General features: G+C 46.0%; 18 protein-coding genes and 1 pseudogene. 4 read left to right on the top strand and 15 right to left on the bottom strand.

All coding sequences use genetic code 11. The features are described 5' to 3' along the window. Window positions 1-66 precede the first annotated feature (66 nt). Entirely contained in the window at window positions 67-3,600 is a 3,534-nt protein-coding gene (locus tag QUA07_RS15070; RefSeq protein ID WP_333326401.1) for a CHAT domain-containing tetratricopeptide repeat protein, read from the top strand. A gap of 223 nt (window positions 3,601-3,823) precedes the next feature. On the opposite strand, the gene xseB is transcribed toward QUA07_RS15070, so the two are convergent. Both xseB and xseA read right to left on the bottom strand, forming a co-directional pair. After that, on the bottom strand, window positions 3,824-4,051 hold the full coding sequence (gene xseB, locus QUA07_RS15075; RefSeq protein ID WP_333326403.1) for an exodeoxyribonuclease VII small subunit: 228 nt from the start codon (window positions 4,049-4,051) through the stop codon (window positions 3,824-3,826). Continuing rightward, the gene (xseA, locus tag QUA07_RS15080; RefSeq protein ID WP_333326405.1) at window positions 4,048-5,217 is read right to left on the bottom strand and encodes an exodeoxyribonuclease VII large subunit; all 1,170 of its coding nucleotides are present in this window, start codon (window positions 5,215-5,217) and stop codon (window positions 4,048-4,050) included. The genes xseB and xseA overlap by 4 nt, the downstream gene beginning before the upstream one ends. Window positions 5,218-5,453: 236 nt before the next feature. On the opposite strand from xseA, the gene QUA07_RS15085 reads away from it, so the two are divergent. Next, complete coding sequence (locus tag QUA07_RS15085) at window positions 5,454-6,188, top strand: hypothetical protein (RefSeq protein WP_333326407.1); 735 nt, start codon at window positions 5,454-5,456, stop codon at window positions 6,186-6,188. Here the strand turns inward: QUA07_RS15085 and gmk are convergent. The 13 genes and pseudogenes from gmk to QUA07_RS15150 all read right to left on the bottom strand — a co-directional run bounded on the left by gmk (window position 6,185) and on the right by QUA07_RS15150 (window position 19,623). Next, window positions 6,185-6,754 carry a guanylate kinase gene (gene gmk, locus QUA07_RS15090; protein ID WP_333326409.1) on the bottom strand — a complete coding sequence of 190 codons (570 nt, stop codon included), beginning with the start codon at window positions 6,752-6,754 and terminating at the stop codon, window positions 6,185-6,187. The two genes, QUA07_RS15085 and gmk, sit on opposite strands and share 4 nt — an antisense overlap. Before the next feature lie 78 nt (window positions 6,755-6,832). After that, window positions 6,833-7,099 carry an extracellular matrix/biofilm regulator RemA gene (gene remA / locus QUA07_RS15095; RefSeq protein ID WP_333046047.1) on the bottom strand — a complete coding sequence of 89 codons (267 nt, stop codon included), beginning with the start codon at window positions 7,097-7,099 and terminating at the stop codon, window positions 6,833-6,835. 987 nt (window positions 7,100-8,086) lie between these two features. Beyond that, the gene (locus tag QUA07_RS15100) at window positions 8,087-10,189 is read right to left on the bottom strand and encodes a M3 family metallopeptidase (protein ID WP_333326411.1); all 2,103 of its coding nucleotides are present in this window, start codon (window positions 10,187-10,189) and stop codon (window positions 8,087-8,089) included. A gap of 164 nt (window positions 10,190-10,353) precedes the next feature. Then, on the bottom strand, window positions 10,354-11,190 hold the full coding sequence (locus QUA07_RS15105) for a hypothetical protein (protein WP_333326412.1): 837 nt from the start codon (window positions 11,188-11,190) through the stop codon (window positions 10,354-10,356). 805 nt (window positions 11,191-11,995) lie between these two features. Then, a complete protein-coding gene (locus tag QUA07_RS15110) occupies window positions 11,996-12,439 on the bottom strand; it encodes a hypothetical protein (protein WP_333326414.1) in 444 nt (147 codons plus the stop codon). After that, complete coding sequence (locus tag QUA07_RS15115; RefSeq protein WP_333326416.1) at window positions 12,420-12,896, bottom strand: type II toxin-antitoxin system antitoxin SocA domain-containing protein; 477 nt, start codon at window positions 12,894-12,896, stop codon at window positions 12,420-12,422. The genes QUA07_RS15110 and QUA07_RS15115 overlap by 20 nt, the downstream gene beginning before the upstream one ends. Before the next feature lie 438 nt (window positions 12,897-13,334). Continuing rightward, a pseudogene (locus QUA07_RS15120) lies at window positions 13,335-13,611 on the bottom strand (IS1 family transposase); the annotation flags it as partial. A 68-nt stretch (window positions 13,612-13,679) separates the two neighbouring features. Beyond that, window positions 13,680-13,973 (bottom strand): TIGR03792 family protein, encoded by a 294-nt coding sequence (locus QUA07_RS15125; protein WP_333326418.1) that lies wholly within the window; start codon window positions 13,971-13,973, stop codon window positions 13,680-13,682. A gap of 26 nt (window positions 13,974-13,999) precedes the next feature. Next, window positions 14,000-16,210, bottom strand: a complete 2,211-nt coding sequence (locus QUA07_RS15130) for a PAS domain S-box protein (RefSeq protein WP_333326420.1) — start codon at window positions 16,208-16,210, stop codon at window positions 14,000-14,002. Between the two features lie 424 nt (window positions 16,211-16,634). Beyond that, window positions 16,635-16,820, bottom strand: coding sequence for a hypothetical protein (locus tag QUA07_RS15135; protein WP_333326422.1), 186 nt, complete (start codon window positions 16,818-16,820; stop codon window positions 16,635-16,637). Continuing rightward, complete coding sequence (locus QUA07_RS15140; protein ID WP_333326424.1) at window positions 16,795-18,003, bottom strand: AAA family ATPase; 1,209 nt, start codon at window positions 18,001-18,003, stop codon at window positions 16,795-16,797. Before QUA07_RS15140 ends, QUA07_RS15135 begins: the two co-directional genes overlap by 26 nt. Window positions 18,004-18,074: 71 nt before the next feature. Continuing rightward, window positions 18,075-18,620, bottom strand: a complete 546-nt coding sequence (locus QUA07_RS15145; RefSeq protein ID WP_333326426.1) for an RNA 2'-phosphotransferase — start codon at window positions 18,618-18,620, stop codon at window positions 18,075-18,077. 319 nt (window positions 18,621-18,939) lie between these two features. Next, window positions 18,940-19,623 carry a methyltransferase domain-containing protein gene (locus tag QUA07_RS15150; RefSeq protein WP_333326428.1) on the bottom strand — a complete coding sequence of 228 codons (684 nt, stop codon included), beginning with the start codon at window positions 19,621-19,623 and terminating at the stop codon, window positions 18,940-18,942. Between the two features lie 516 nt (window positions 19,624-20,139). Between QUA07_RS15150 and QUA07_RS15155 the strand changes: the two genes are divergently transcribed. Both QUA07_RS15155 and QUA07_RS15160 read left to right on the top strand, forming a co-directional pair. After that, window positions 20,140-23,010, top strand: coding sequence for a diguanylate cyclase (locus QUA07_RS15155; protein WP_333326429.1), 2,871 nt, complete (start codon window positions 20,140-20,142; stop codon window positions 23,008-23,010). A gap of 218 nt (window positions 23,011-23,228) precedes the next feature. Next, on the top strand, window positions 23,229-23,735 hold the full coding sequence (locus QUA07_RS15160; protein WP_333326505.1) for a Uma2 family endonuclease: 507 nt from the start codon (window positions 23,229-23,231) through the stop codon (window positions 23,733-23,735). Window positions 23,736-23,797: the final 62 nt, after the last annotated feature.

A 23,797-nucleotide genomic window follows, 5' to 3' on the forward strand; every position in this document is an offset into this window, starting at 1 on the left:
CATGAATCTGCATAATTCTCCCCCAAATTGCCGATCAATATATATACAGAATAAAGGGAAACTCTAATGGACGAACAACGCCTCGCCGCCTATATCCAACTAATTCAAGCCCTGGTTGAGTGCCCTAGCGGTACAGTAAATGATATTATCAACGCCAATCGAGACTTAGTTGATGCCAATTTTGTGCAAGTCATGGCAGCGGAAGCGGAGAAGATGGCAGCAGAGGACAACTCCAAGGCAGCTTGGTTGCAGAATCTAGCGGCACAATTGGCAAACTTTGTCGGCAGTACAGCAACTCCTGAAGAGTATTTTTCTTTCTTGATGGAGGTGTTGCTGGCAATGATAAAAACTGGTGGGAATCCTCAATTTGTCTATCCTATTTTACAACAAAATTTCGATAAATTGGATTTGCAATTTGCTCAAATATTACAAGCTTGGACTACATCAAAATTCACAGAAGTTGCCTCAGAACAAGCTGCATCCATCGCAGCAGTTATTGGCGAGTTGGGCAACTTAATTCAGCAGTTTCCCCTGGGGCGGCGGACATGGAATTTAGAAATAGGTATTGCTTGTTATAGCGCAGCATCAAAAGTCTATACCCGCGAGAATTATCCCGAACTATGGGCAACGGTTCAAAACAATTTGGGCAATGCCTATAGGGACAGAATAGAAGGAGTCAGGGCGACGAATATTGAAGAGGCGATCGCCTGTTATCGGGAAGCATTAAAAGTACGTACCCCCGATGATTATCTCGAAGATTGGGCAATGCTTCAAAACAATTTGGGGATTGCCTATCGTGACAGAATAGAAGGAGTCAGGGCAGAGAATATTGAAGAGGCGATTGCCTGTTATCTGCTAGCTTTAGATGTCTATACCCGCGAGAATTATCCCGAAGATTGGGCAATGACTCAAAACAATTTGGGGATTGCCTATAGTGACAGAATAGAAGGAGTCAGGGCAAAGAATATAGAAGAGGCGATCGCCTGTTATCGGCTAGCTTTAGATGTCTATACCCGCGAGGATTATCCCGAAGATTGGGCAATGACTCAAAACAATTTGGGGATTGCCTATAGTGACAGAATAGAAGGAGTCAGGGCGGCGAATATAGAAGAGGCGATCGCCTGTTATCGGCTAGCTTTAGATGTCTATACCCGCGAGGATTATCCAGAAAAATGGGCATTGACTCAAAACAACTTGGGTACTGCCTATGGTGACAAAGAAGGAGTCAGGGCAAAGAATATAGAAGATGCGATCGCCTGTTATCGGGAAGCATTAAAAGTCCGTACCCCCGAGAATTATCCCGAACAATGGGCAGCGACTCAAAACAATTTGGGGGCTGCCTATAGTGAGAGAAGAGAAGGAGCCAGGGCGGCGAATATAGAAGAGGCGATCGCTTGTTATCGGCTAGCTTTAGATGTCTATACCCGCGAGGATTATCCCGAAAAATGGGCATTGACTCAAAACAATTTGGGTACTGCCTATGGTGAGAGAAGAGAAGGAGTCAGGGCGGCGAATATAGAAGAGGCGATCGCCTGTTTTCGGGAAGCTTTAAAAGTGTATACCCCTGAGAATTATCCCGAAGATTGGGCAGGGACTCAAAATAATTTGGGGAATGCCTATAGTGAGAGAAGAGAAGGAGTCAGGGCGGCGAATATAGAAGAGGCGATCGCCTGTTTTCGCTTAGCATTAGAAATTCGCACTGCTGCTGCTTTTCCTTTAAACTGTCTCACAACCGGAAGAAGCCTCGGCAATACCGCTTTCACTGCTGGTTTCTGGGATATCGCCCTGGAAGGATTCGAGAAAGCAATTCAAGCAGTAGAAAAAAGCAGAAGTTGGGCAACTTCCGACGATATCCGCCAGCAGATTTTAGCGGAATCTATAGGTGTTTACGAAAAGGCAATTCAAGCTTGCGTCAACAGCAATCAACTGGAAAAAGCCATAGAATACTGCGACAGAACCCGTGCTCAGCGGTTAGTCGATTTAATGCACAGCAATGATTTGTATGCTAGCAGCGAAATTCCGCCCGCAGTGCAAAAATATTTGCAGGAATTTGAAGCGAAGCAGCGGGAAATTGACGCAGAAGTTGAACAACTCCGCAAACCTTCTGAAGGCAATAAAGAATTAGTCGGTGTGGGGAGTCAGTCGCGCAGTCGGGCAGATTTGTCTGCTTACACGGAGAAGATTCAAGAATTGGAACGGGAGAAACAGCAAATCTGGGAAAACATTCGCAGTTTAGATCCAGTTTTAGCTGGACAAGTTCAAGTCGATCCGATGGAGTTTGCGAAGATGCAGCAACTCATTGACAATTCGCAGACGGCGATTCTCTGTTTTTACACGACGGATGATGACACTCATATTTTTGTGATTTACAAGGATAAAGCGCCGCAGATTCACACTTGTCAGGGAGAGGGTTTGGCAACTTTTCAGAATTGGATTGGTCAGAGTTGGTTGTCGCCTTATTTGCAGGATCGGAAAATTTGGCAACAGGGGATGGGTGAGTTTTTGTCTCAGTTGTCGCAGCGGTTGAAAGTTGATGAGTTGATTGGTAATTGTTTGGAGGGAATTGAGGAATTGATTGTGATTCCGCATTTGTTTTTGCATCAGATTCCGCTGGCGGCATTGCCGGTAGAACCTCCCCAACCGAGGGCGGGCACGGGGGCACCGCCCCTACGAAGGGTGTTCCTTGGTGACAAATTCCTAATTCGTTACGTGCCCAGTTGCCGAATCTTGGAGTATTGCCATCAACGCCCAACCATCGAATCGCCGAAATACGGGATTGTGGAAAATGCCACTGATGACTTGTACTTCACTCCTTTTGAGTGCGAACAAATTGCCGAAATTGTGACCAAACCTGAGCGCTTAAAAGGAAGTCAAGAAGCAACAGTCGCAGCCTATCGAAACCTCGCCCAAAATGTGAATGTAATCCACTCCAGTCACCACGCTGTCTCGCGTTTGGACAATCCTTTAGAATCGCGCTTGTTTTTAGGAGACGGGAGTATCACATTAGGGGAATTGATGACACCTGGTTGGCGCTTGCCGCAGTTATCCGATGTGTTTATGTCCTGCTGCGAAACTAATTTAGGAGGGACGGAAATTACCGATAATCTGCTTAGTTTGGGTACGGGGTTTTTGTGTGCGGGGGCGCGCAGTGTGGTCAGCACTTTGTGGGCTGTGGATGATTTTGCTACTTCGCTGTTTGCGATTTTTTACTATCAGTATCGTCGAGAAGGTTTGAGCCGTCCAGAGGCTTTGCGGCGGGCGCAGGTGCGGTTGCGGACAATTTCTGGTGCGGAGTTGAAAGAGCTTTATCACCCGCAAATCGATCCGTTGCTTCAGAGAATTATTGGGGATTTAAAGGCAAAATTGGCTGTGGTTCAAAAGGAAAAACACAAGTTAAAATTGCGGCAGAAATCCTACCACAAGGAGACGGATAAGTTTAATAATTTGGGGGCGGAGTTGAAGAAAATAACGAAGCGGGAGAATCAGATTCAGAAACAGAAGAAAGGATATGAAAGTTTGAAAGAAAATATTTACACTCTGTCAAATCCTTTTGATGATTTGAGTTATTGGTCGGGATTTATTTGTCAGGGTTTGCATTGATTTGTGGTGTTTGATGGTGTTAACAAACACGTCTGACACACATTCCGGCGAGGATTGAAATCCCCGCCTCATAGCGCAAGTCCTCTAAAGAGGACTAATGAATTTAACAGTCCTCATAGCGAGGACTTTCGCTATGAGACAGGGAATTAATTCCCTGTCGGACTTTCGGTTTCACCTGCTATTTCACCTACATTTATCCGCCTTAATCCCCGTTCACCTGCGCTTAAAAATCGGGTTCCGCAGCCAAAAGCTCGATCGACAAATCCATCTGTTCCTTCCCCCGCGCCAAAAATCTTTCGCACTCTTGCAAACACTCCACAGCCACCCCAAACTGCTCGAAAACCTCTTCTAGAGGCAACTCTCCCGATTCCACCCGATCGATAATCGCTTCAATTCGATCGACCGTTTCCTCATAATTCCAGTCAGACTGGCGCAACTGCGAATCAATCATAACTTTTCTTCTGCATCCAATACTTCTACAATCTTAACTTTCAGCAGGCCCCGACTCAACCTCACAGTCAATTCCTCTCCCAATTCCAAACCGTCAGTTGTGCGGACGATCGTACCGTCACTTTGGATTACCGCCGCATAACCCCTTTGCAAAACCGCTGCCGGATTCAGTGCGGATAACTTTTCTTGCAATACCTCCAGTTTACCAGTTGCTTGCCGCAAAGTTCGGGAGGTCGCAGGCAAACGTTTTAATCGATTTTGTAACAGTTGCAAATGCTCTTCTTCTGTCTGAAATCTTCCCCGCACAGCACTTGCTAAATTGACCATTCTTTGCTTGTGTTCAAAGTAAATATCTGCCAAAATTGGTACAGCTTGAGCGGCCGCCGCAGTCGGAGTATGGGCTCGTTTATCTGCTACTAAATCGGCGAGAGATTCGTCTCTTTCATGCCCGATACCAGTGATAATTGGAATCGCACAATTCGCGATCGCCCTGACAACTCTCTCATCATTAAAACAAGCCAAATCTTCCGCAGAACCGCCGCCCCGCCCTAAAATGATCACATCCGCCCTACCGTCCAATTCTACACGGGCGATCGCGCGGGCGATCGCAGCAGCAGCCAATTCTCCTTGCACTCCTGTCGGCGACAGCAACACCCGCAAACCCGGATATCTTTGGGCTAGAGTCCGCTGAATGTCTCCCCAAGCAGCGCCAGTATCGGATGTCACCACGGCCACAATTTGCGGGTGGGCGGGAATCGGGCGCTTTCTGGCGGGATCGAAGAAACCCTCAGCATCCAAGCGCGATCGCAATTGCTGCAACCGCAAAGCCTGCAATCCTTCCCCAGCCGGTAGCGATTGCACCACAGTCAACTGGTACTCGCCGCGATTTTTGTAAACCCGGATGCTTCCCAAAACCAGCAACTGTTCTCCTTTTTCCGGGATTTGCACCAATTTTTGCCGCTGAGAATTCCACACCACGCAGCGAATAGCAGCGCTTTTGTCGGTGTCGCACAGAGTGAAAAAGCAGCCGCTGGGGTGGTGCGAAACGTTCGACACCTCGCCTGTCAGCCAAACTGATTGCAGGTTGCGATCGCCCTCCAACAACTCTTGCAGGTATGATGTTAGTCCGGCCACAGATAAAGCTGTATCGGGAAGAATTGAAGTCATCCAATTTTAGATTTTAGATTGTAGATTTTAGATTTAGGCTACTATCAATGCTTCGGACAGTGTGTGATTGCCAAGCGTAAAATAAGGGTGTCAGGGCGATTGTACAATCTCTTTCATAACGGAAAATCAAGGGTTTCCCACTAGGATCTCAAAATAGTCCGGACTATTGTAGTATATCTAAGGTAATTTATTTGTAGGCTGAGCGGGCGATCGTAATTTTAACTGCAAACAAACTAATGATATCAGATACAATGACTTCGATGAATGTGCTGCGCCAAGAGGCTGCGGCGATCGGCATTACTGAGGAAGAAGCCAGAAAATATGGCGACCTCCGACATAAAAGAACTTGGTCTTTGGCGATCGAACATCACCTCTCAATGCAAGATTTTGCCGATCGCATAGAACAATCCTTCACAACTTCCGAACCCGATTCCTCCAGCGCACTCAACCACTCTCAGACTGAAGAGTCTAAAGACTATGGTATTCAGCTAACTGCGAACCTAGGCGAATCTAGAGTAACCAGGGACAACCAAACAGCCTCTCTTGCTTCGCCACAACAGCAAGCAGTAGCAATCGGGCGATCGCACGGTAATTCCGACCCCCACAGCAACCAAAACCGAGGTTTTCAACAAGTAGTTCAAAATCATATTAAAGCATTAACAATTGCGTCCGCCTCCCGCACCAATCTGCCCCATTCACAACTGGGCAATTGGGTTTGTCCTGAGTGTGGGCCGGAGGGCGAATTGGGCTGTTACCTTTGCGCCGGAGAAGGCAATGTAGGGGACATTGCAGCTATTGGCTGGACGCTAGCTTATATGGAAATGTTGGGCTGTTCTCCTCGCGAAATCGAACCGATACGGAAATTCCCGCCTTCCTTAAATATTCTGGAATTGAATTTAAAAGTTTGTGTTGCTATCAAACAAAGTAGCGAAGTTTTAGCCAGGACGGAGAAATGGGTAATTAGTCATTAGTTACCTGAAAGCTCAACCACATTAAGTATTGATTCTAGCTTTTTCAAAGCAACTTCCAAATCATCATTAACAACTTGGAAATCAAATTCCCCCGCCGCTTCAATTTCCTCTTTAGCCCGCACCAACCGACGGGCGATCGCAGTTTCGGAATCTTGACCCCGACTCCGCAGCCGCCGCTCCAATTCTTCCCAAGAAGGAGGTAAAATAAAAATTCGCAGCGCCTCTGGAAAATTATTCCTAATTTGCCTAGCCCCTTCCAACTCAATTTCCAGGATTACCCATTTTCCCTCACCAATTCCTTGCTTGAGACCAAAATAAGGAGTACCGTAAAAATTACCGGCAAACTGGGCCCATTCCGCCAACTCTCCAGCCTCAACCATTTTTTCAAAGTGGCTGCGGCTGACAAAATAGTAGTGCTGTCCCTCAATTTCTCCCTCACGGGGCTCACGAGTTGTCACGGATACCGAAAGATACAATTCGGAATGGCGATTGAGGAGCGATCGTACTAAGGTGCCTTTCCCCACACCGCTAGGCCCCGTCAGAACAATTAATTTACCAGATTTCATCTTTAGAATAGAAACGTGTAACAATTTAAGTTTCTGCTTACTTTAGACTGTAAACGCTCAAATTGCAACTGACAAACCTCAATCATCCCGACCTTGACCGTCTTTGCTCACCACAAAACGATTAGCAACCGTTTCCGGCTGAATCGCCGAGAGGATGACGTGACTCGAATCTGTAATAATTACTGCTCTCGTGCGACGGCCGTAAGTTGCGTCAACCAGTTGTCCCCGCTCCCGCGCATCAGTAATAATCCGCTTAATTGGCGCTGACTCTGGACTGACAATGGCAATCACTCGATTAGCAGACACAATGTTACCAAAACCGATATTAATTAATTGAATATCCATGAAAATCTTAATCTATGGGTGAACGGCTAACTATCAATCCTTACTTTTGATCATATAATATACAAAGATTTTTTATGACAATCCTCAAATTAATCCCAACTAAGTTTTTTAGTTTCTACCTAAAATTTTTACCCTTTTGACGCCGAGTCCCCGGTTCTTTATCAAAAATTTAAAAAAGACTCGCTGTTGCCGCTCTATCTTAAAGATTCGGTAAACTCCTCGATTTTTAGTTGCTAATAAAAGCATTACCTGTATCAAGACCAAAGCCGATAAATGTTGCGAAATATAAACTTTATTTCCGGGAGAGGGAAACTTAAGTATAATCAGTGATCAATAACAGTAAATATTCGCAAATGCTGGTTTTATGAGCTTTCCAAGCTCAACTAAAAGCCGCTGGCGATCCTCTTCGAGGGCTTCGCAAACGCACTTTTTGCCCGATTTTTTACCAAAAGATGGGGGATGATGTGCCAAACTACAGATTTTTATTGCATGATGTTCTACAATAAAATGGGTTTGTAGTGAAAATTTGAGTTTTATTAATACCAATAAAAAAGTGTGGCTACAATTATCAATTTTATAACAAATCTGAAAACTTGCAGAGTCTCGCGCCGGAAACGGCACTGCCGTTTCCCTACAGATGGTCGCAGGATTATATGTAGCAATAATTGTGGGAATTAGTATAAAAATCTGAGCACTTTAGTTTTTACTACAAACATTTTGAATTCAGCAAAAGTTAGGCAGAAAGGGGTTTTACCATGAGATGAATTCCGGTTGAATTGGAATGATTAAACCGCAGAGGACACAGAGTCAGAGAACGGAGAGATAAATAATTCCGATGCTACCTGATTTGATATAAATTATAGCGGTAAGACTTCATCCACACCGCACCCTACACATACAGGAGATGTATAAATATTATTCAACAAAAAATAGGGATTAATGCCGATAAATTCACCCGCATTAATCCCCAGTTATTCCACACTTAAATTAAGCTGCAACTAAACCGCTGTGTCTCAACAAAGCTTTAGTGCTCGGTTCGCGTCCCCGGAAAGTTTTAAACACTTCCATCGGGTGCAAACTGCCGCCCAATCCTAACACTGTATCTCGGAAGCGCTTGCCTGTAGATGCGATCGCACTTTCATCTTCCAAACCCGCTTCCTCAAACGCCGCAAAAGCATCAGCGCTGAGCACTTCCGCCCATTTATAACTGTAATACCCCGCCGCATAGCCACCCGCAAAAATGTGTCCGAAAGCGCACAAAAATGCGTCTTCTTCCAGAGGAGGCAAAACAGTGGTAGTTTTAGCGATGCGGTTGCGGACATCTGCCACAGTTTCGCTGCCGCCCGATCGATAGCGGTGGTGCAATTCAATGTCAACGCTGCTAAAATGTACTTGCCTGAGCATGACGGTGCCACTCATGTAGTGGCGCGCTGCTAACAGTTTTTGGTAGTAGTGTTCCGGCAAAGTTTCCCCGGTTTCGTAATGCTTTGCCATCCCGAACAAAGTCGCGCGATCGTAACACCAATTTTCCATAAATTGACTGGGCAATTCCACTGCATCCCACTCAACATTATTGATGCCCGAAGCCCCCGGATAGTCTACCGTTGTCAGCATATGCTGCAAACCGTGACCGAATTCGTGAAACAAAGTTTCGACTTCCAAGAAAGTCATTAAACTCGGTTTGCCGTCAACAGGAGGACTTTGGTTGCACACCAAATAAGCCACCGGCAACCGCGTGGTTGTTTTTCCCGCTTCCACAAATTTAGCGCGCACCACGCACTCGTCCATCCAAGCACCGCCGCGCTTTTCCTCGGGGCGGCTGTAGGGGTCTAAATAGAAATTGGCGATCGTATTTCCTTCTTCGTCATTTATTTGGAAATAGCGCACATCTTTGTGCCACACAGGAGTTTGACCGTCCGCCGCAGTTACTGTCACGCCGAACAGCCGCTTGACTAATCCAAATAACCCCTCTAATACCTGTGGCAAAGCAAAGTAAGGGCGCAATTCTTCGGCACTAAAAGCAAACTTTTCTTCCCTGCGCCGTTCCGACCAAAAACCCACATCCCAGTGCTTCAAATCCCCAGCTTCCGCCGCGCCTTTTTCGGCAGCAAAAGCTTTCAATTCTTCTAAATCTTTGACAGCAGCATCATAACTAGCCTGACGCAATTCTTCTAACAAAGCTTCCACTGCTGTCACGTCGGGAGCCATTTTGCTCGCCAAGCTCAATTCGGCATAACTGCTAAACCCGAGCAAAGCAGCTTTTTCCTGGCGCAAAGCTAAAATGCGATCGGTCAACGGCCAGTTATTCAATTCTCCGCTACTTGCTCTGCCGATAAAAGCTTTGTACAACTTTTCGCGCAAGTCGCCGCGGGTGCTGTGCTGCATGAAAGGGCCGTAACTCGGAAAGTCTAAAGTAATCCGCCAAGGGCCGTTTTCGGCATCCGCATTTTCTTCGCCAGCGCTGCGAGCGGCTTGAGCTGCTAAACTCAACAAACTCGGCGGCAAACCGTCAATTTCGTCTTTGTTTGTGAGGGTGATGCTGAATGCTTTGGTAGCGTCGAGGACGTGATTAGAAAATTGGGTAGTAATTTCGGCCAATTCTAATTGAATGGCATTAAAACGCTCTTTTTGCTCGCCTTCTAAACCGACGCCGGAGAGTTGGGCGTCTCGGAGAGCGGCTTCGACAATTCGCTTTTGAGCTGACTCTAAGCTGTCCCAATTTTCACTAGCCCGCAGTGCTTTAAAAGCTTCATAAAGCGGTTTGCTTTGACTGAGCTTGCTCCAAAATTTTACTACTTCCGGCTGCACTGTTTCGTGAGCCAATCGCAGTTCCGGGCTATTTTTCACACCCATCAAATGTCCGACAATGCTCCAGCTCCAATTTAAACGCTCTCCGAGTCGCTGCAATGGTTCTACTAAGCCGCTCCAAGTCGGTTCTACAGACGATTCTAAGTCAGCTAGCGAGGCTTCTAGTTCGGTCAGCAGTTGGGTAACAGCGGGGACTACGTGTTCTGGTTTGATCGCGTCAAATGGAGGCAATCCTTGACCGATTAGTAACGGGTTATCAGCAATAGTTACGGTTGCAGTCATTGATTTTTCTTGTAACAGGTTGAAAACAGGTGAACTAGACAGATTAGCTTTTCATTTTGTAACACAATTGTCGAAAAATTTGGACTCGATCGGGCGTGAGTCGCAGAATGTCTGAGTCTAAAAATCTTCCTTCTGACTGATGACTAATGACTGCTGACTAATGACTACTGACGATTCTCTGGTGTGTGCTGCAACTCCTTGACAACTGAGATTAAGCGCTTGAGGTGAGGTTTGACAACTTCTTGCTGCTCGTGTTCCAAACGGTGGATTTGAGCTTGGACAATAGACAAATCCGCAGTCGATTGCTGTGCGGGAGCTTGCAGTTGGCTTTGCAAATTGGCCATGACTTTCTGGATTTCCAAAAATCGAGTATTTACTACTTCCCAGTCGTCTCTGGTGATAGAAGTTTCTGCCAAGCCTTGCGTCGCACTTTGCAGTTGCTCTATAGCCTGTTCCACAGCTTGGAGATTCGCCCGTTGGCCAACCGATAAATCTTGCAGTTGTGCGCTCACCTGCTGGCGGACATCGAGCACAGCAGAGGCCACGATTTCTTGCAAAGAAGCTACAGACTCTCCTAAACTCACCAACTGCCGGTGGATGTCCATTGACTCCTCAAAGCCCTCAGCCCTAGGCATGGCAGCCATTTGCTGGCGCAGCGCTGCAATATCTGCAGACAACTGCTTGCGTAATTTAACAATTACCGTCACCGCCGTTTTTTCGACTTTATTAACAGACTTTTGGACTTGGGCCATTTCCGAATTTTGATGCACCCGCACTTGCTGCTCGAACCGATACCGGTTAGCAACATTCAGCGACAAAGCCAAAGTTAGGGGAGCCACCCCGTAAAAAGCTTGACCCGACACTGCCACCGCCAGGGAACCCACACCAGAGGCCGCCAGAGAGGCGTACTCTGCCATCTCCAGCCAGTGTCTTTGAGGAAAACTTGGTCTCAAGTGGTTTGCAACAGAGGGTTTTGGCTTCCGCACGGCTCTTTGGGTCATAGTATTTACTCGTTGTTGGTAAGGTTGCGAGATTGGGTGGAGCATCGATTTCTATCCTTTTTTCAGTTATATGTTTTAGATTATTTCTTGGCACTCTTCTATTTTTACCTTTGTGAGTAAGTTAAGGATGACTGCCATATTATTATGTATTTGGGAGCCTGTGGCGATCGCGCCCAATTCCGGCTGTTAAAAGGTTCGCCCCAACGCGCCCTCTATTTTACAGGAGTTAGGGTCATCGGGTTCGGGCGATCGACAATAGCTGCCCAGGCTAACCGAACAATGCCTAAGACGATTTTAGATTTTAGATTTGAGATTAAAAGTTAAAAAAATGCGACCTACGGATGGAGCTCGGGATTTGGAGCTTGTCTGGAGTTGCCTTTTTGTTCGCGCATTGGTATAATTTACTCTTTCTCAATTGCCCGGATCAAGTTTACTGCCAAAATTGACCAATGAACTCAGAAAAACCCGGAATGGGCGATCGGCTAAAGTCTATTTTCAGTATCGCAATCTTTATCATTCTCGTACTCGCAGTAGGCTTTTTAAGCGTTAATTTTCTTTCAGCTCTCTATGCAAAATTTTCTTAAAATTAGTCCTAGACGCATAGGTTGGAGAAACCGTTTTTTTTAAGATAATAGTTCGTCGCAGTCCGCATAATCGGTAAACAACCCGGTTTCTTTAGTCGGAGTGAGTCCCAGACTGTTTGAAATTCCCAACTTCTTGAAGAAATCTCGAATCTTAAGCACGAGATCATTTGTTTGGATTGCATTCTCCTTCTTCCTTCTTCGTTCTTCCTTCGGCTATAATTTCAACTATAAAGATTGTGGTCTGGGTCTAACCAGACAATATAAAAAACATTTTCACTAAAAAATCCATGCACCCTGCCGTATTCATTAGCAGATATTTGGAACTGGTAGGGAACATTTACTAGCGCAGCTTCATTGGGAATCCCGAAGCCATTAGGCTCAGTTGTATCTAGCCATACTATTCCATGACAGCGCAGGCTTTTACTCTGGCTATTAATAATTTCTTGAGCTTTCAATTGTGACAAATCGCGCAGCCTTCTCAGTAAAGACGCTAGATACTTAGCATCTCTACCACCAATGGAGAATTTCTCTTTATCATCCTGATAGTACCGGAAGGAAAAACTAATTCCTTCTGGGATTTGGATATTGACAACCTCTCTCCTTGCCGAAGATGGTTGACTGCGAATCTCTGTATCTTGTCTTTTTTTATGCTTCTTCGATGACACGGGTTTTGTAAAACTTTCTCATTGATTCCTTCGTAATAGTAGCATGAGAAGGTTCATCTCTTGGCAACTCACCTCTAGCATTAATCCAAGGATCTTCGCGTCGCACCATCAATTCTAACTCATAGGCATCCCGAAAGAAGTAATCATCGGATAACTCGTCTAAAAACTCTTGTACTTCTTCTGGAAACTCGGGTTTTTCGACTTCTTTGAGAATTGGCTTCCAGTCAAATTGTTTTTTGTATTCATAAAATAAAGCCGGGATAGTCGGCCCGTGCACCCAAGCTTCAAAATCTTCATCAAAAAGCGGTTTATCTTCAAAAGCTAAATACCATGCTTGGGCGTAGTACAATAGTTTTTGTAGCTTGTGGTTGCTGAGATAGGAACCTACGTCATTCGCGAACCAGATGTAGTAATCAGCGAGTTTTGAGGCTGTTGTGACTGTAGTTATTGTGGTCATATAATTCGACTCAATAAGTTTTGTATTCTATGATAGCACAGTTGGATTTGGGATTTGGGATTTGGGATTTGGGTTACAACTCACATCTTGTACTATTCTCAAAAACAGGCAAGATGCCCACCCACAAATAATTAATTTTTTTGTGGGTGGGCATCCTGCCCGCCCGTAAAAGACTGATTGAGAATCGTCCAAGATATCAGTTACAATCCTTTGATATACTGCTTCAGTACAGGTGGCAAAGTGTAAAGACTTTCCTGTTTTTCTATCAAGCACCGCCATAGAGATTGCAATGCGTTTAGCAAATCTGATGATAATAGTTGTCCGTTTTGTAGCAATTTGGCGCAGTTGACAGGTTGGTTTTCTGTCGCCAACAATGAGATAACTTGTTTTTATAGTTCGGAAGTGGGTAGTCCTGCATAGTCATGAAAAACAAGGCTTTCACTCTATAAATAAACAGGCGTTATACTCATGAATAAAAGACCAGATTGCTCCAATATGATTGGAGATTTTTTTATAAAAGGAAAGAGTTTTTTTGACTAAACGAGATATTCTTTGTCTCATCTTATTGTTAAATCTTTCTATATAGGAAGTTTGCCCACTTTCCTTGACTACTGATTGGTGTCTCTTTTTTGGAAACACTCTCTGATAAGCACTCCAAAAGTCGGTGAAAAAACAAGCACATTGACTCTGGAACTGCCGGTAGAGAATCCCACAATCCTTAAGCTCCTAAATGCTGACTAATGGCTGATGACTAATGGCTGATGACTGATGACTGCTGACTAACTAATGCAAAAACTTGCGAACTTGATATTCGCGACTTTCGGCGATCGCAATTTGCAAATCGCCCATTTGGGCATCCAACTCATCTATTGTGCTTTGCGGAACCGACTTCCACTTCTCCCTAGTTTCCCAGCGAATCAACATCACCACCTCATTTTCCACCGGATCTACCCAAATTTCTTTGCCTAAAAAACCGTCCCAATTTTTTAGTCCCTCAGTCCAAACTTCCTGATCTCGCTGAATAAACTGCTCCCACTTTTCTTGAGGTACTTTAAATTTGAGCCACTCAATTACCATATTATTTCCTATTTGTAAAGAGCTAATTAATCGTTGCCGATAGCAATTTTAATTATCAACTCAGTTCCCTCTCCCGGACGCGAAACACAGTGCAACTTACCGCCGTGCTTTTCTACTACTAAATGCTGGGATATGGCTAGACCCAAACCAGTGCTCGTGTCTGGACATTTAGTAGTAAACAAAGGGTCAAAGATGCAGTCGAGGACTTCTTCAGTCATGCCAGGGCCGTTGTCACTAATGGCGATCGCAACTTCGTTTTCCCCTACCACAGAAGTCCGAATCCGAATTTCGGGATTGAATACTTCAGCTCTCGACCTGCCTGAAGACAAGTAAGACTGATTTTGAATTTTACCATACTTTTCGGCATTTCTCCCCCCTTCTTCCAAAGCGTCGATCGCATTTGTCAACAAGTGCATGAACACTTGGTTTAAGTGTCCCGCATAGCAGTGAACTCGCGGCAAATCCCCGTACTCTTTAACTAGAGAAATCCCCGGCCGTCCCCCTTTAGCTTGCAGGCGATTTTGCAAGATCAGCAAAGTGCTGTCCAAACCTTCGTGGATATCAGCAGGCTTCATTTGAGCTTCGTCGGTACGCGAGAACAAGCGGAGCGATCGCACCACATCGCGAATCCTTTCAGAACCGACTTTCATTGAATTTAGCAGTTTTGGCAAGTCTTTTTTGATGAAGTCTAAGTCTAATTCTTCCATCAAATCTTGAATTTCCGGCACGGGATGCGGATAATACTTTTGGTAAAAGTCTATCGTTCGCAGCAGTTCTTGAATGTAGCCAGTAGCATGGCTGACATTACCGGAAATAAAACTAACTGGATTGTTGATTTCGTGCGCTATTCCTGCTACCAACTGCCCCAGAGAGGACATCTTTTCTGTTTGAATCAGTTGAGTTTGAGTTCGCTGCAAAATTAACAGCGTCTGCTCTAATTTAGCCGCTTGTTGTCGCAGGCGTTCTTCGGATTCTTGCAAAGCTAAAAGAGACTGTTTGCTTTCTGTAATATCCAATCCCACAAATACCGCCGCCGTATTGTTATGGTATTTTTGAGCGACAATTAGATAAGTTTTATTTTCTCCTCTGATGCTCGCTGTTACTTCTTGAGATGTTTTCTTTTTATGGTTAGCAAAGAAATCGTATACTAAATCGTTAAATTTGGGACTTGTATCTAAAAAACCTACTTTTTGACCGAAAAATAGTTCGGCTGGCATTTTGTAAGCGCTAGCTAAATGTCGGTTTACTCCCAAGTAGCGCAAATCGGAACTTACCCAAGAAACTAATCCCGGCACCGCGTCCAAAACGGCTTGAAGTTGCTCTTTTGCCTCTACGAGCGCTGATTCTGCTGCGAGGCGAGCGGAAATGTCGCGGGCGATCGCGCAGCGGTATTCGCAGCCGCCGTATTCTAAATAATTGACTTTAACTTCGACGGAAAAACGGGCGCCGTCTTTGGTTTTGTAACTGGTTTCAAAAGTGAGGTTGGTTTGCTGCTTGAGTTGATCCCAGTGTTCTCGCCAATCCGATGCTGGCAACTGCGAATCGATGTCGCTAACCCTCATGTTTAGCAGTTCCGATTCCGAGTAGCCAAAAAGATGGCAAGCGGCTTTGTTCGCGTAGCAAATTTGACCGTCTGAGGTACTAAAAAAGATTGTATCAGCAGCATTTTCGAGGGCAATTTGAGTTAGTTGTGGTATTGTTTCTAACTGCTTGCATTTGACCTCGGACTGAAATTTATTAGAGCAATTGGTTTGAGCGGGAGCCTCACCTATCTTAGATGCAAACAAAATCAAACCGCCGATCGCACCTTCGTTATTTTTCCAAGGCTGAAATACCCATCTTACCGACTCGCTGACAGAGCCGCTTGCGGTTTTTCCTGATACAGATGCGATCGATCGCCCTGCCACAAACTCGCTATATTCCAAAACTCCCGTCAAACAAGCCTGGGCATTTTGCTCCCAATATTCCGGGAGATTCGGGAACAGTTCCCAATGAGAGCGGCCGATCGCCTCGCCGTCGCCCCACCCGCAATCTGTTTCCCAGCGACGGGAAACCGACAGATAGCGCATTTCACAATCTACCATTGCCACGGCTTCGGCGGAGCGCTCCACAAACCGCCGAAATCGCTCTTTACTCTCCGACACTGCTGCCTCTGCGGGTTGTTGGGCGATAGGGACATTCCCGTCAACGTACCTTCCCAGTCCCTGACTTTTTTGCTGAACTGGCTTAGTTTGCACGGTTTGGGATTTCCTCCATAGCTGTCAAGTTTGAAAAACTCTGTTTGAGACCAAAAATGCTGTTTTCCCCTGATTTGCTCTCTCGGACAATACCCTTAGAGGGTATCACCCATCATTGATATCATTTTTGATGGGGATATGTCTATAGGCATTGCTATCAACTTAAGGCTAAAGCTAGTGCCCTGCTGGTGTTTGACCATTAGGCATAGATCACGTCGGCGCCCCCGGAATAGTCGGAGGGGACTGGAGATATCTCTTGCCTGCCCCGACTATTCCGGGGCGCAACATGGCAGCGACACTAGGCAAAAAACGAGAGAGGCAAAGGGTTTTAGACGATTGGTGACACCAATGGGTCTATAGGTACTCAAGAAATTTTCCCCCACACTTTGAGAGTCAGAAGATTTCCTAGTGATTGTTGGGTATTTTAGACAAGTTCCCAAAAGAATGCAACTGTAGGCCCGTGAGCCAAACCATGAGCTTCCTCAGTCATTCCCAATTCTTTAAATGCAAATCCCACATCGAACATGGTATGAGATCGTGTAGCCAGTGCGATCGCCAGATAGCTTGAGAATGCAAGAGAGCGCTCAAACAAATTTGTGCGTAAATTCACTGGTAAAATCCACTCTCCCTTTCCGTAACATTGCAGGATCTAATCTTTCAGTCGTGTTGCAAGTCATCAAAACTACGAGTTTTTGCTGAAATTGAATGCCGTGTTCGTCGATGACGCTTTGATACAAAGTTCCATCCAGCAAACTCAAAATATGTTCAGTTTTGTTAGTGCGTTGGGCCTCGGCAGTCGATCGATCTTGAGCCAAATTATCAGCCTCGTTGATAATAATACAAATCCGCTCTAAATAACTCGGCGGCACAAAATTTTCCACAGCATCGTGGTCTAAGATAAAAATCACATAACCCAGCGGCACTAAAATTTCCTTTGCTACCGCTTGCGTCCAAGCAGTTTTGCCCGTGCCCGGTTCGCCACTAACCAAAACAGCCAACTGATTTTGATCCAAAATTGCCTGCTGAACTGTATCGGTAAAACTTTGAACCTCTGCAGAAAACGTGCGAATTGGGAACTGGCTGTGAACCTGTCCGACGCGGCTTTTGTACCCGCCCAGAATCACCGCTAAATTGTAAGTTGCCTTGCTAACGAGAGGCGCAATATCTTGGCAAATTAGAGTGTAGCAGCGTCTTCCCCTGTCGTAGCTGTCAATTTGTAGCCAGCAGCCGAATCGAGCCCAAGAAGCATAAACAGTACCCAAAACTTCCAAGCGTTCCCAGCTAACAAACCGCTCTGGGGGATAAGAAAAATGTCGCTCCATAAAAGACTGGGTAATTGCATCCGGTTTCCCTAGCAAATCCAGAACTTTGAAAACAGTAATCTCTTGGAGTTTGTTGAGAACGTAGTCGATGGGAATGCTAGCGCGGCTGACCAATTGCACCACAGGCGTTTCGGTAACTAAAACGTCTTTGTAGCGGTAATCCGGGTAAACTGGCTGCGGAGTAATGTAATCCCAAAAATCATCTATTTCGTAGCGAGTATTTTCCGAAAATACATTTAACATATTTGCCCACCAAGTATATTGGTGTCGTCCCATTGCGTCGGCAAGGTCGCTAGCTACCCCTAAAGTTTTTTGAGCTAGTTCTAAGGGATCGCTAGACGCTAAATGTACCAGGTGTTCCCAATCCAGTTGACGGTAAAAAGGTCGCCAACCAGAGCCTAGCAGACCTCTATTTGGAGAATTGTTTTGATTAAAATTGTTTTCGCGATCGCCCATATCTTCCGCACTCATTTTGCCAAACTCCTACTTACTCTTATTTTACATTTTTTGTGGTACAGATTCTACAAAAAAAGTGAAAATTATCAACTTATTTTGAGATAAGCGGGCGGCACAAAATCTACTAGCCAAACTTTGTTTGCCGAGCAGTAAAATGTATGACCGTCGCGTTGCATTGCTGCGGCATCTACAGTAAAGACTGCCGGGATGCCATGTCTTGCACCTACTTGGCGCGCCGTCTGGATATTCACGGACAAATGAACATGATGCCGCGACATTTTCCTAATTCCTTGACTGAAAATAGACTCGACGGCTGTGCTACCTGTTCCGTGATATAAAATATCCGGGGGAACACTGGGTTCTAACCGCAAGTCAACCTCTACGCTGTGTCCTTGACTAGCACGAATTAGAGTGCCTGTGGAGTCAAATGAAAAGCGCTGCTTGTCGTTTTCCGCGACTACTTTTTTGAGTTCTGCAAGCTGAACAGGAAATTTATTTTTTTGGCAGGCATCGAGGAGTTCGCTAACAGGAAGCCAGCCACCTGGATCGAGTTCAACGCCGATGCGCCCTGGCGCGTGGCGCAGATGTCTGCTCAGGTATTTGCTAATTTTGACTAAGCGAGAATCGCTCATGATTTTACTTTATTTATTGAGCTTTTAAATCACATTTTGCCAAATGTCACTAGCGGGTTATATTGTGGGCTGGGGGCGGGTTTATTGAATCTGTTGGCACTGCCAGAGAGCGCTTGAGTGAACCCGCCTCTACAGGTTTGTTGAAACTTATTCATATCGCAAAAAATGAATGGTTTTACGCGCGAATTATAGTGGTAAAGTTGCCCTTAAGAACCTAAAAAATTAGGTGCTGCGTCCGGGAATGAAAAACTTTTCAGTGTGCGACTTTTCACGAGCTTTTGATAATTATCAAAAAACTCTGCATTCTGTCGAATGCCTTCTACCTTGGGATAACTCCGCCAAAAACAGCAAAATTTAGATAGCGCCAGTGACATCCTACGTCGGCAAAACCAGCTTCTGCAAGCCACTTTGTCTGCTCTTCAACAGAGGAGGGAATATCTTCTTCTCGATATTTTTGAAACCATGCTGCATCGTCTTCTCCGTTAGCTTTCATGTACTGCCGCCACAACTGTTCGTATTGCTCAGTCAGCCGGGGAGTAGCACCTGTCACAATATCTCGAATTAGCAAGATTCCCCCTAGATTCATGGAGTGAAAAAGTTTGTGAAATAGCTGTTGTTTACCTGCGCTGTCGAGGTGGTGGATTGCCAAGCCTGAAACTACCAAATCGTAACCGCTGCCGAAATCATCTTCGGCAAAGTTTCCTTGCTGCAAGGTCAGCCGTTCTCGGAAAGCAGACAAGTTTGTTTGGCAAGTTTTCAGCATATTTTGGGCCATATCAAAGGCTAGGACTTTTGCTTGAGGAAATGCTTGCAGAATCATAGCCGACAGTATGCCAGTTCCCGCACCTAAATCCAGAACTTTTATGTTACCATTAGTTTCAGAAGGGATTAACTGCAATATTACATCGTGTTGCTCGCCATAGCGCGGAATGATGCGGGGAATTAAGCCGTCATAATCAAAGGCTCTTTGTTCAAATTGCTCGCGTACAGCGTCTAAATTCACAGACGATTTTCCTCAAATTGTTAATAGTTGAGTGCGTCAAGGCAGTTAGCCGGTTCTCTTCTCTGAAGGCATATTACATTTTATAATACAAAAAATATACAGACCTGTCAAGATGTTGAAGAAAATAATTTAAAAGAAGTTACGGACGATCGCCAGATAGGGACTTTGTGCGCCCAAACCCGCCCCTGATTTGGGAACTGTCTAGTCATGCACATATATCTCATTCAGTGCAGATGAGGCAGAATGCCACAGACGCGAAAGCCTGCCGAAGACGAGACTTTGTGCCAGATACTAGGAGTAATTGTGAGCAAAAAGTTGACGGTTATGATACCCGTTTCAAACAAGAATGCAACTGTCGGTGTGTGATCCACACCATAAAATTCTCAGTGATTCCCCTTAGTAAAATATAAAAGATACCAGATAAAAAGGAATGAGCCACCAGCCGACGATCGGCTAGACATGAAAAAATCAGTCCTCAGATTGACAAACTTTAGCCAACTATAAACAAAAATTAAGGTGACTCCCGAGTGGATGTGGTGCCTGCCAATTTTTCAGGAAGATGAAGAGATACAAAATATTACACCCGCCGGTGCGGGAAAGAAAATTGTGATAATGAATCAGGATGCGAGTAGATTAGGTGTCAGCCGTCAGGGGAAAATAGAAGCAATGGAAATCCAACAACGGAGTAAGGATAAGCCCGATCGCCAGCAACAAAACGCGTCCGATCGGCTCGGTCAAATTTCTACGACAAAAGAACTAGATTGGTCGCTACAAGAATGTTTAGATTTTAAAAGAGCGATCGACCGAGCGACACTTGCGGTGAGGACGGACGCGCGAGGAATTATCAACTATGTCAGCGAACGAGTTTGCTCAATCACCAACTATTCGCAAGCCGAACTAATCGGCTGCCACTTCGGCATCCTCCATTCGGAATATAAATCTTCGGAAATCATCAAAAATCTGCTATCAACAGTTGCCAAAGGTGAAATTTGGCAAGGAGACATTCAGAATAAAGCCAAGAATGGAAGTGATTATTGGGTGTACGCAGCAGTAGTTCCACTGTTGGACTGTAAGGGAAAACCCTGTCAGTATTTGGCGATCGGATTCGACATCACTGATCGCAAAGCCGTTGAAGCAGCCCAAGCCGAAGCCAACCGGGCAAAAGACGAATTTCTGGCGATCGCCTCCCACGAACTGCGATCGCCCCTGAGTGCGATTTTGGGATGGGCACAGCTAGCTCGATCGCGCAATTTAAACGAAGCCACCACCAGCCACGCTTTGGAAATCATCGAGCGCAACGCCAAATTACAAAACAGGCAAATAGACAATCTCCTCGACCTCTCGCGGTTGCTGCGAGGGAAAATGTGCCTGAACATCGGCCAAGTTCACCTCCCGTCTATCATAGAATCTGCGATTGACACCCTCCGTCCCGCCGCCGATGCCAAAAACCTCCGCGTAGAAAAACATTTCGACCCCGCCATCACCTATGTTTTGGCAGATGCAGAACGCTTGCAGCAAGTAGTCTGGAACCTCCTTGCAAACGCCATAAAATTCACCCCAGAAGCGACACCATACCCAATTCAAGTGCGAATCGAGCCTACTGAGTCAGGCGTCTTGATTCAGGTCAGCGACAGCGGTTGCGGCATCGATCCGAAATTTCTGCCGCACATCTTTGACTACTTCCGCCCCGCAGACAACTTCCAGACCAAGGAACAAAATCGGCTGGGGCTGGGGCTCTCAATTGTGCAGCAGTTGGTGGAACTGCACGGGGGAAGTGTTTGGGCTTCGAGTTCCGGTATCGGTCAGGGGGCGACCTTTGGGGTGCTGCTACCGATTGCCAACAAAAATGCACCCGACGATCACACTGCTGCGATTGCCCAAAGGGAAAGCAGACCCGGATCGGTTTCCAAACCCCTAGCGGGAAAGCAAGTCCTGGTGGTGGAAAGTAGCGCCGAGATCCGGCAATTTCTCAAAACTGGCCTCGAAGCATTTGGAGCCAAGGTAACAGCGGTGGGTAGCGCCGCCGAAGCGATGGCGGAGTTGCAACAGTCCCGCCCCGACGTGTTGGTCAGCGATATGACGGTATCGGGAGCCGACGGCGGCGATTTAATCCGCCGCATCAGAGCAATGGAAATGTCCGAGCACAGGGAACTGCTGCCGGCCGTGGCGCTGACGGGAGGCATTGAGGAAGAAGATTCGGCCGAAGCGCTGGAGGCGGGGTTTCAGAGGCATTTGTCGAAGCCGGTGGAAGCGAATCAGTTGGTGAGTGCGATCGCCCAATTGGCTGGACTGACTGGATTCGGCTCCGGAGAGTGGGGTTCGGGAAATATCCGGGCGGCCACACCCCAGACCACGCTGCCGGAACCTAACAGTTTTGACGACAAAAATTATCTGGAACAATTAACAAGTGACAGTAGAGAATTACCGTTGTTGCTGGTAGTAGAAGACAACAATTTTCTGCTGGCTTACCTCCAAACTTTATTAACTCCGTACTATCGAGTCGCTGTGGCGATGGACGGCGTTGAAGGTTTAGAAAAAGCCAAAAGTTTGCAGCCAAATTTGATTGTGAGCGACCAAATCATGCCAAGACAAAACGGACTGGATTTGCTCAAGGAGATTCGGAACACGCCAGAATTGAAATCTACTCCGGTAATCTTTTTGACAGCGCGATCGGGGATGGACGCTCGGATCGAAAGTTTGGATGCGGGTGCTGACGATTATATTTCAAAACCTTTTGACGAGAGGGAATTGCTGGCGAGGGTGAGAAATTTGTTGCGATCGCACTCAGCCGAACAGCAGTTGGCGGAGCTCAACCGTCAGTTGCAGCAGCAGAAACAGCAGTTAGAAACAGTGAATCGAGCCTTGCAGTATTTGGCAAATTACGACAGTTTGACTGAGGTAAGAAACCGCCACTCTTTTAATGAATACCTCAATACGGAATGGCGGCGTTTGGCTAGGGAAGAAGCACCGCTGTCTTTAATTATGTGCGACATTGATTATTTCAAACTTTACAACGACACTTATGGTCACCAAGCGGGGGATGAATGTTTGCGGCAAGTGGCGGGGGTGATCCAGCATTCGGTAAAGCGAGCGGCAGATTTAGTAGCGCGTTACGGTGGAGAAGAATTTGTAGTAGTTTTGCCGAATACGGATATTGAAGGTGCCACTTCCGTAGCTGAAATGATCGCACAACAGGTGCGGGGTTTGCACATAGCTCACGCTAAGTCTGCTGTCAGCGAATATGTGACGCTGAGTTTGGGTGTAGCTTGCTGCATTCCGGGGGCGAAGTCGCAGCCGGGGGAGCTAATTGCGATGGCCGATGAGTCGCTTTATCGGGCGAAAGAAGCAGGGCGCGATCGGGTTTCGGTTGCCACATTTCAAGGATAATATAATAGTTAAATCCACTTGTATGGTGCGTCAGAAATCTATCGTTTCGATTTAAACAATTTTTTTGTGTCAGACGCACCATACCAATGTGCTGGCAAAATTGGGTGAATTTAAATTGCTATAAATATAGTTAAAGGAGGTCGTGCCATGACAGCAACCTTAGACAAACCAAAAGACCAGCCCCTAACTCCGGGATTGATTGGCAACAATTCAAGCTAATCGAGCAGGGGTTTTCTGACTCCCCCGGCCTCCGACTTTTTTATTTCAAAGGTGAGGTAGGAATCTTGGCAGTTTCGCAAGAACATGAAGTCTTCAGCGGTGTCATCGCCCTGTTGCTGGGTACGTATTTTGTAGAAAAAGAAATCGCTTTTACTCCCACAGGAAGTTCTACCCAGGAAAAAGAAGGAAAAGCCTCGGCAGAAGCAGACCAATCTTACTTAATTGGCACAGCATCGGGAGGCATGGCAGACCTCTCGATCGAAGTTGTATTTACTAGCGGCAACGAAAGCAAGTTGCATCGTTACCAAGCCTTGGGACTCCCCGAAGTTTGGTTTTGGCAGGAGGGAGTATTTGGCCTGTATCATTTGCGATCGCACGGATATGAACAAATTGACCAAAGCGAAATATTGCCTGATTTAGATATTAATTTATTGTCTCGCTGTCTGCTGATTGCTTCAAGGGTGGAAGCGGTTAAAGAATGGAGGCGAGGCATTTCGGGAGATTAGATGAAAAGTGTCTTGTGAGTGCGACATCGCCTGCAGTCCGAGTTACAAATTGCAATACTGGC

Origin of the sequence: Microcoleus sp. T3_A4 (assembly GCF_036700465.1) — a bacterium.
In the GTDB taxonomy this organism is placed as follows: Bacteria; Cyanobacteriota; Cyanobacteriia; order Cyanobacteriales; family Microcoleaceae; genus Microcoleus.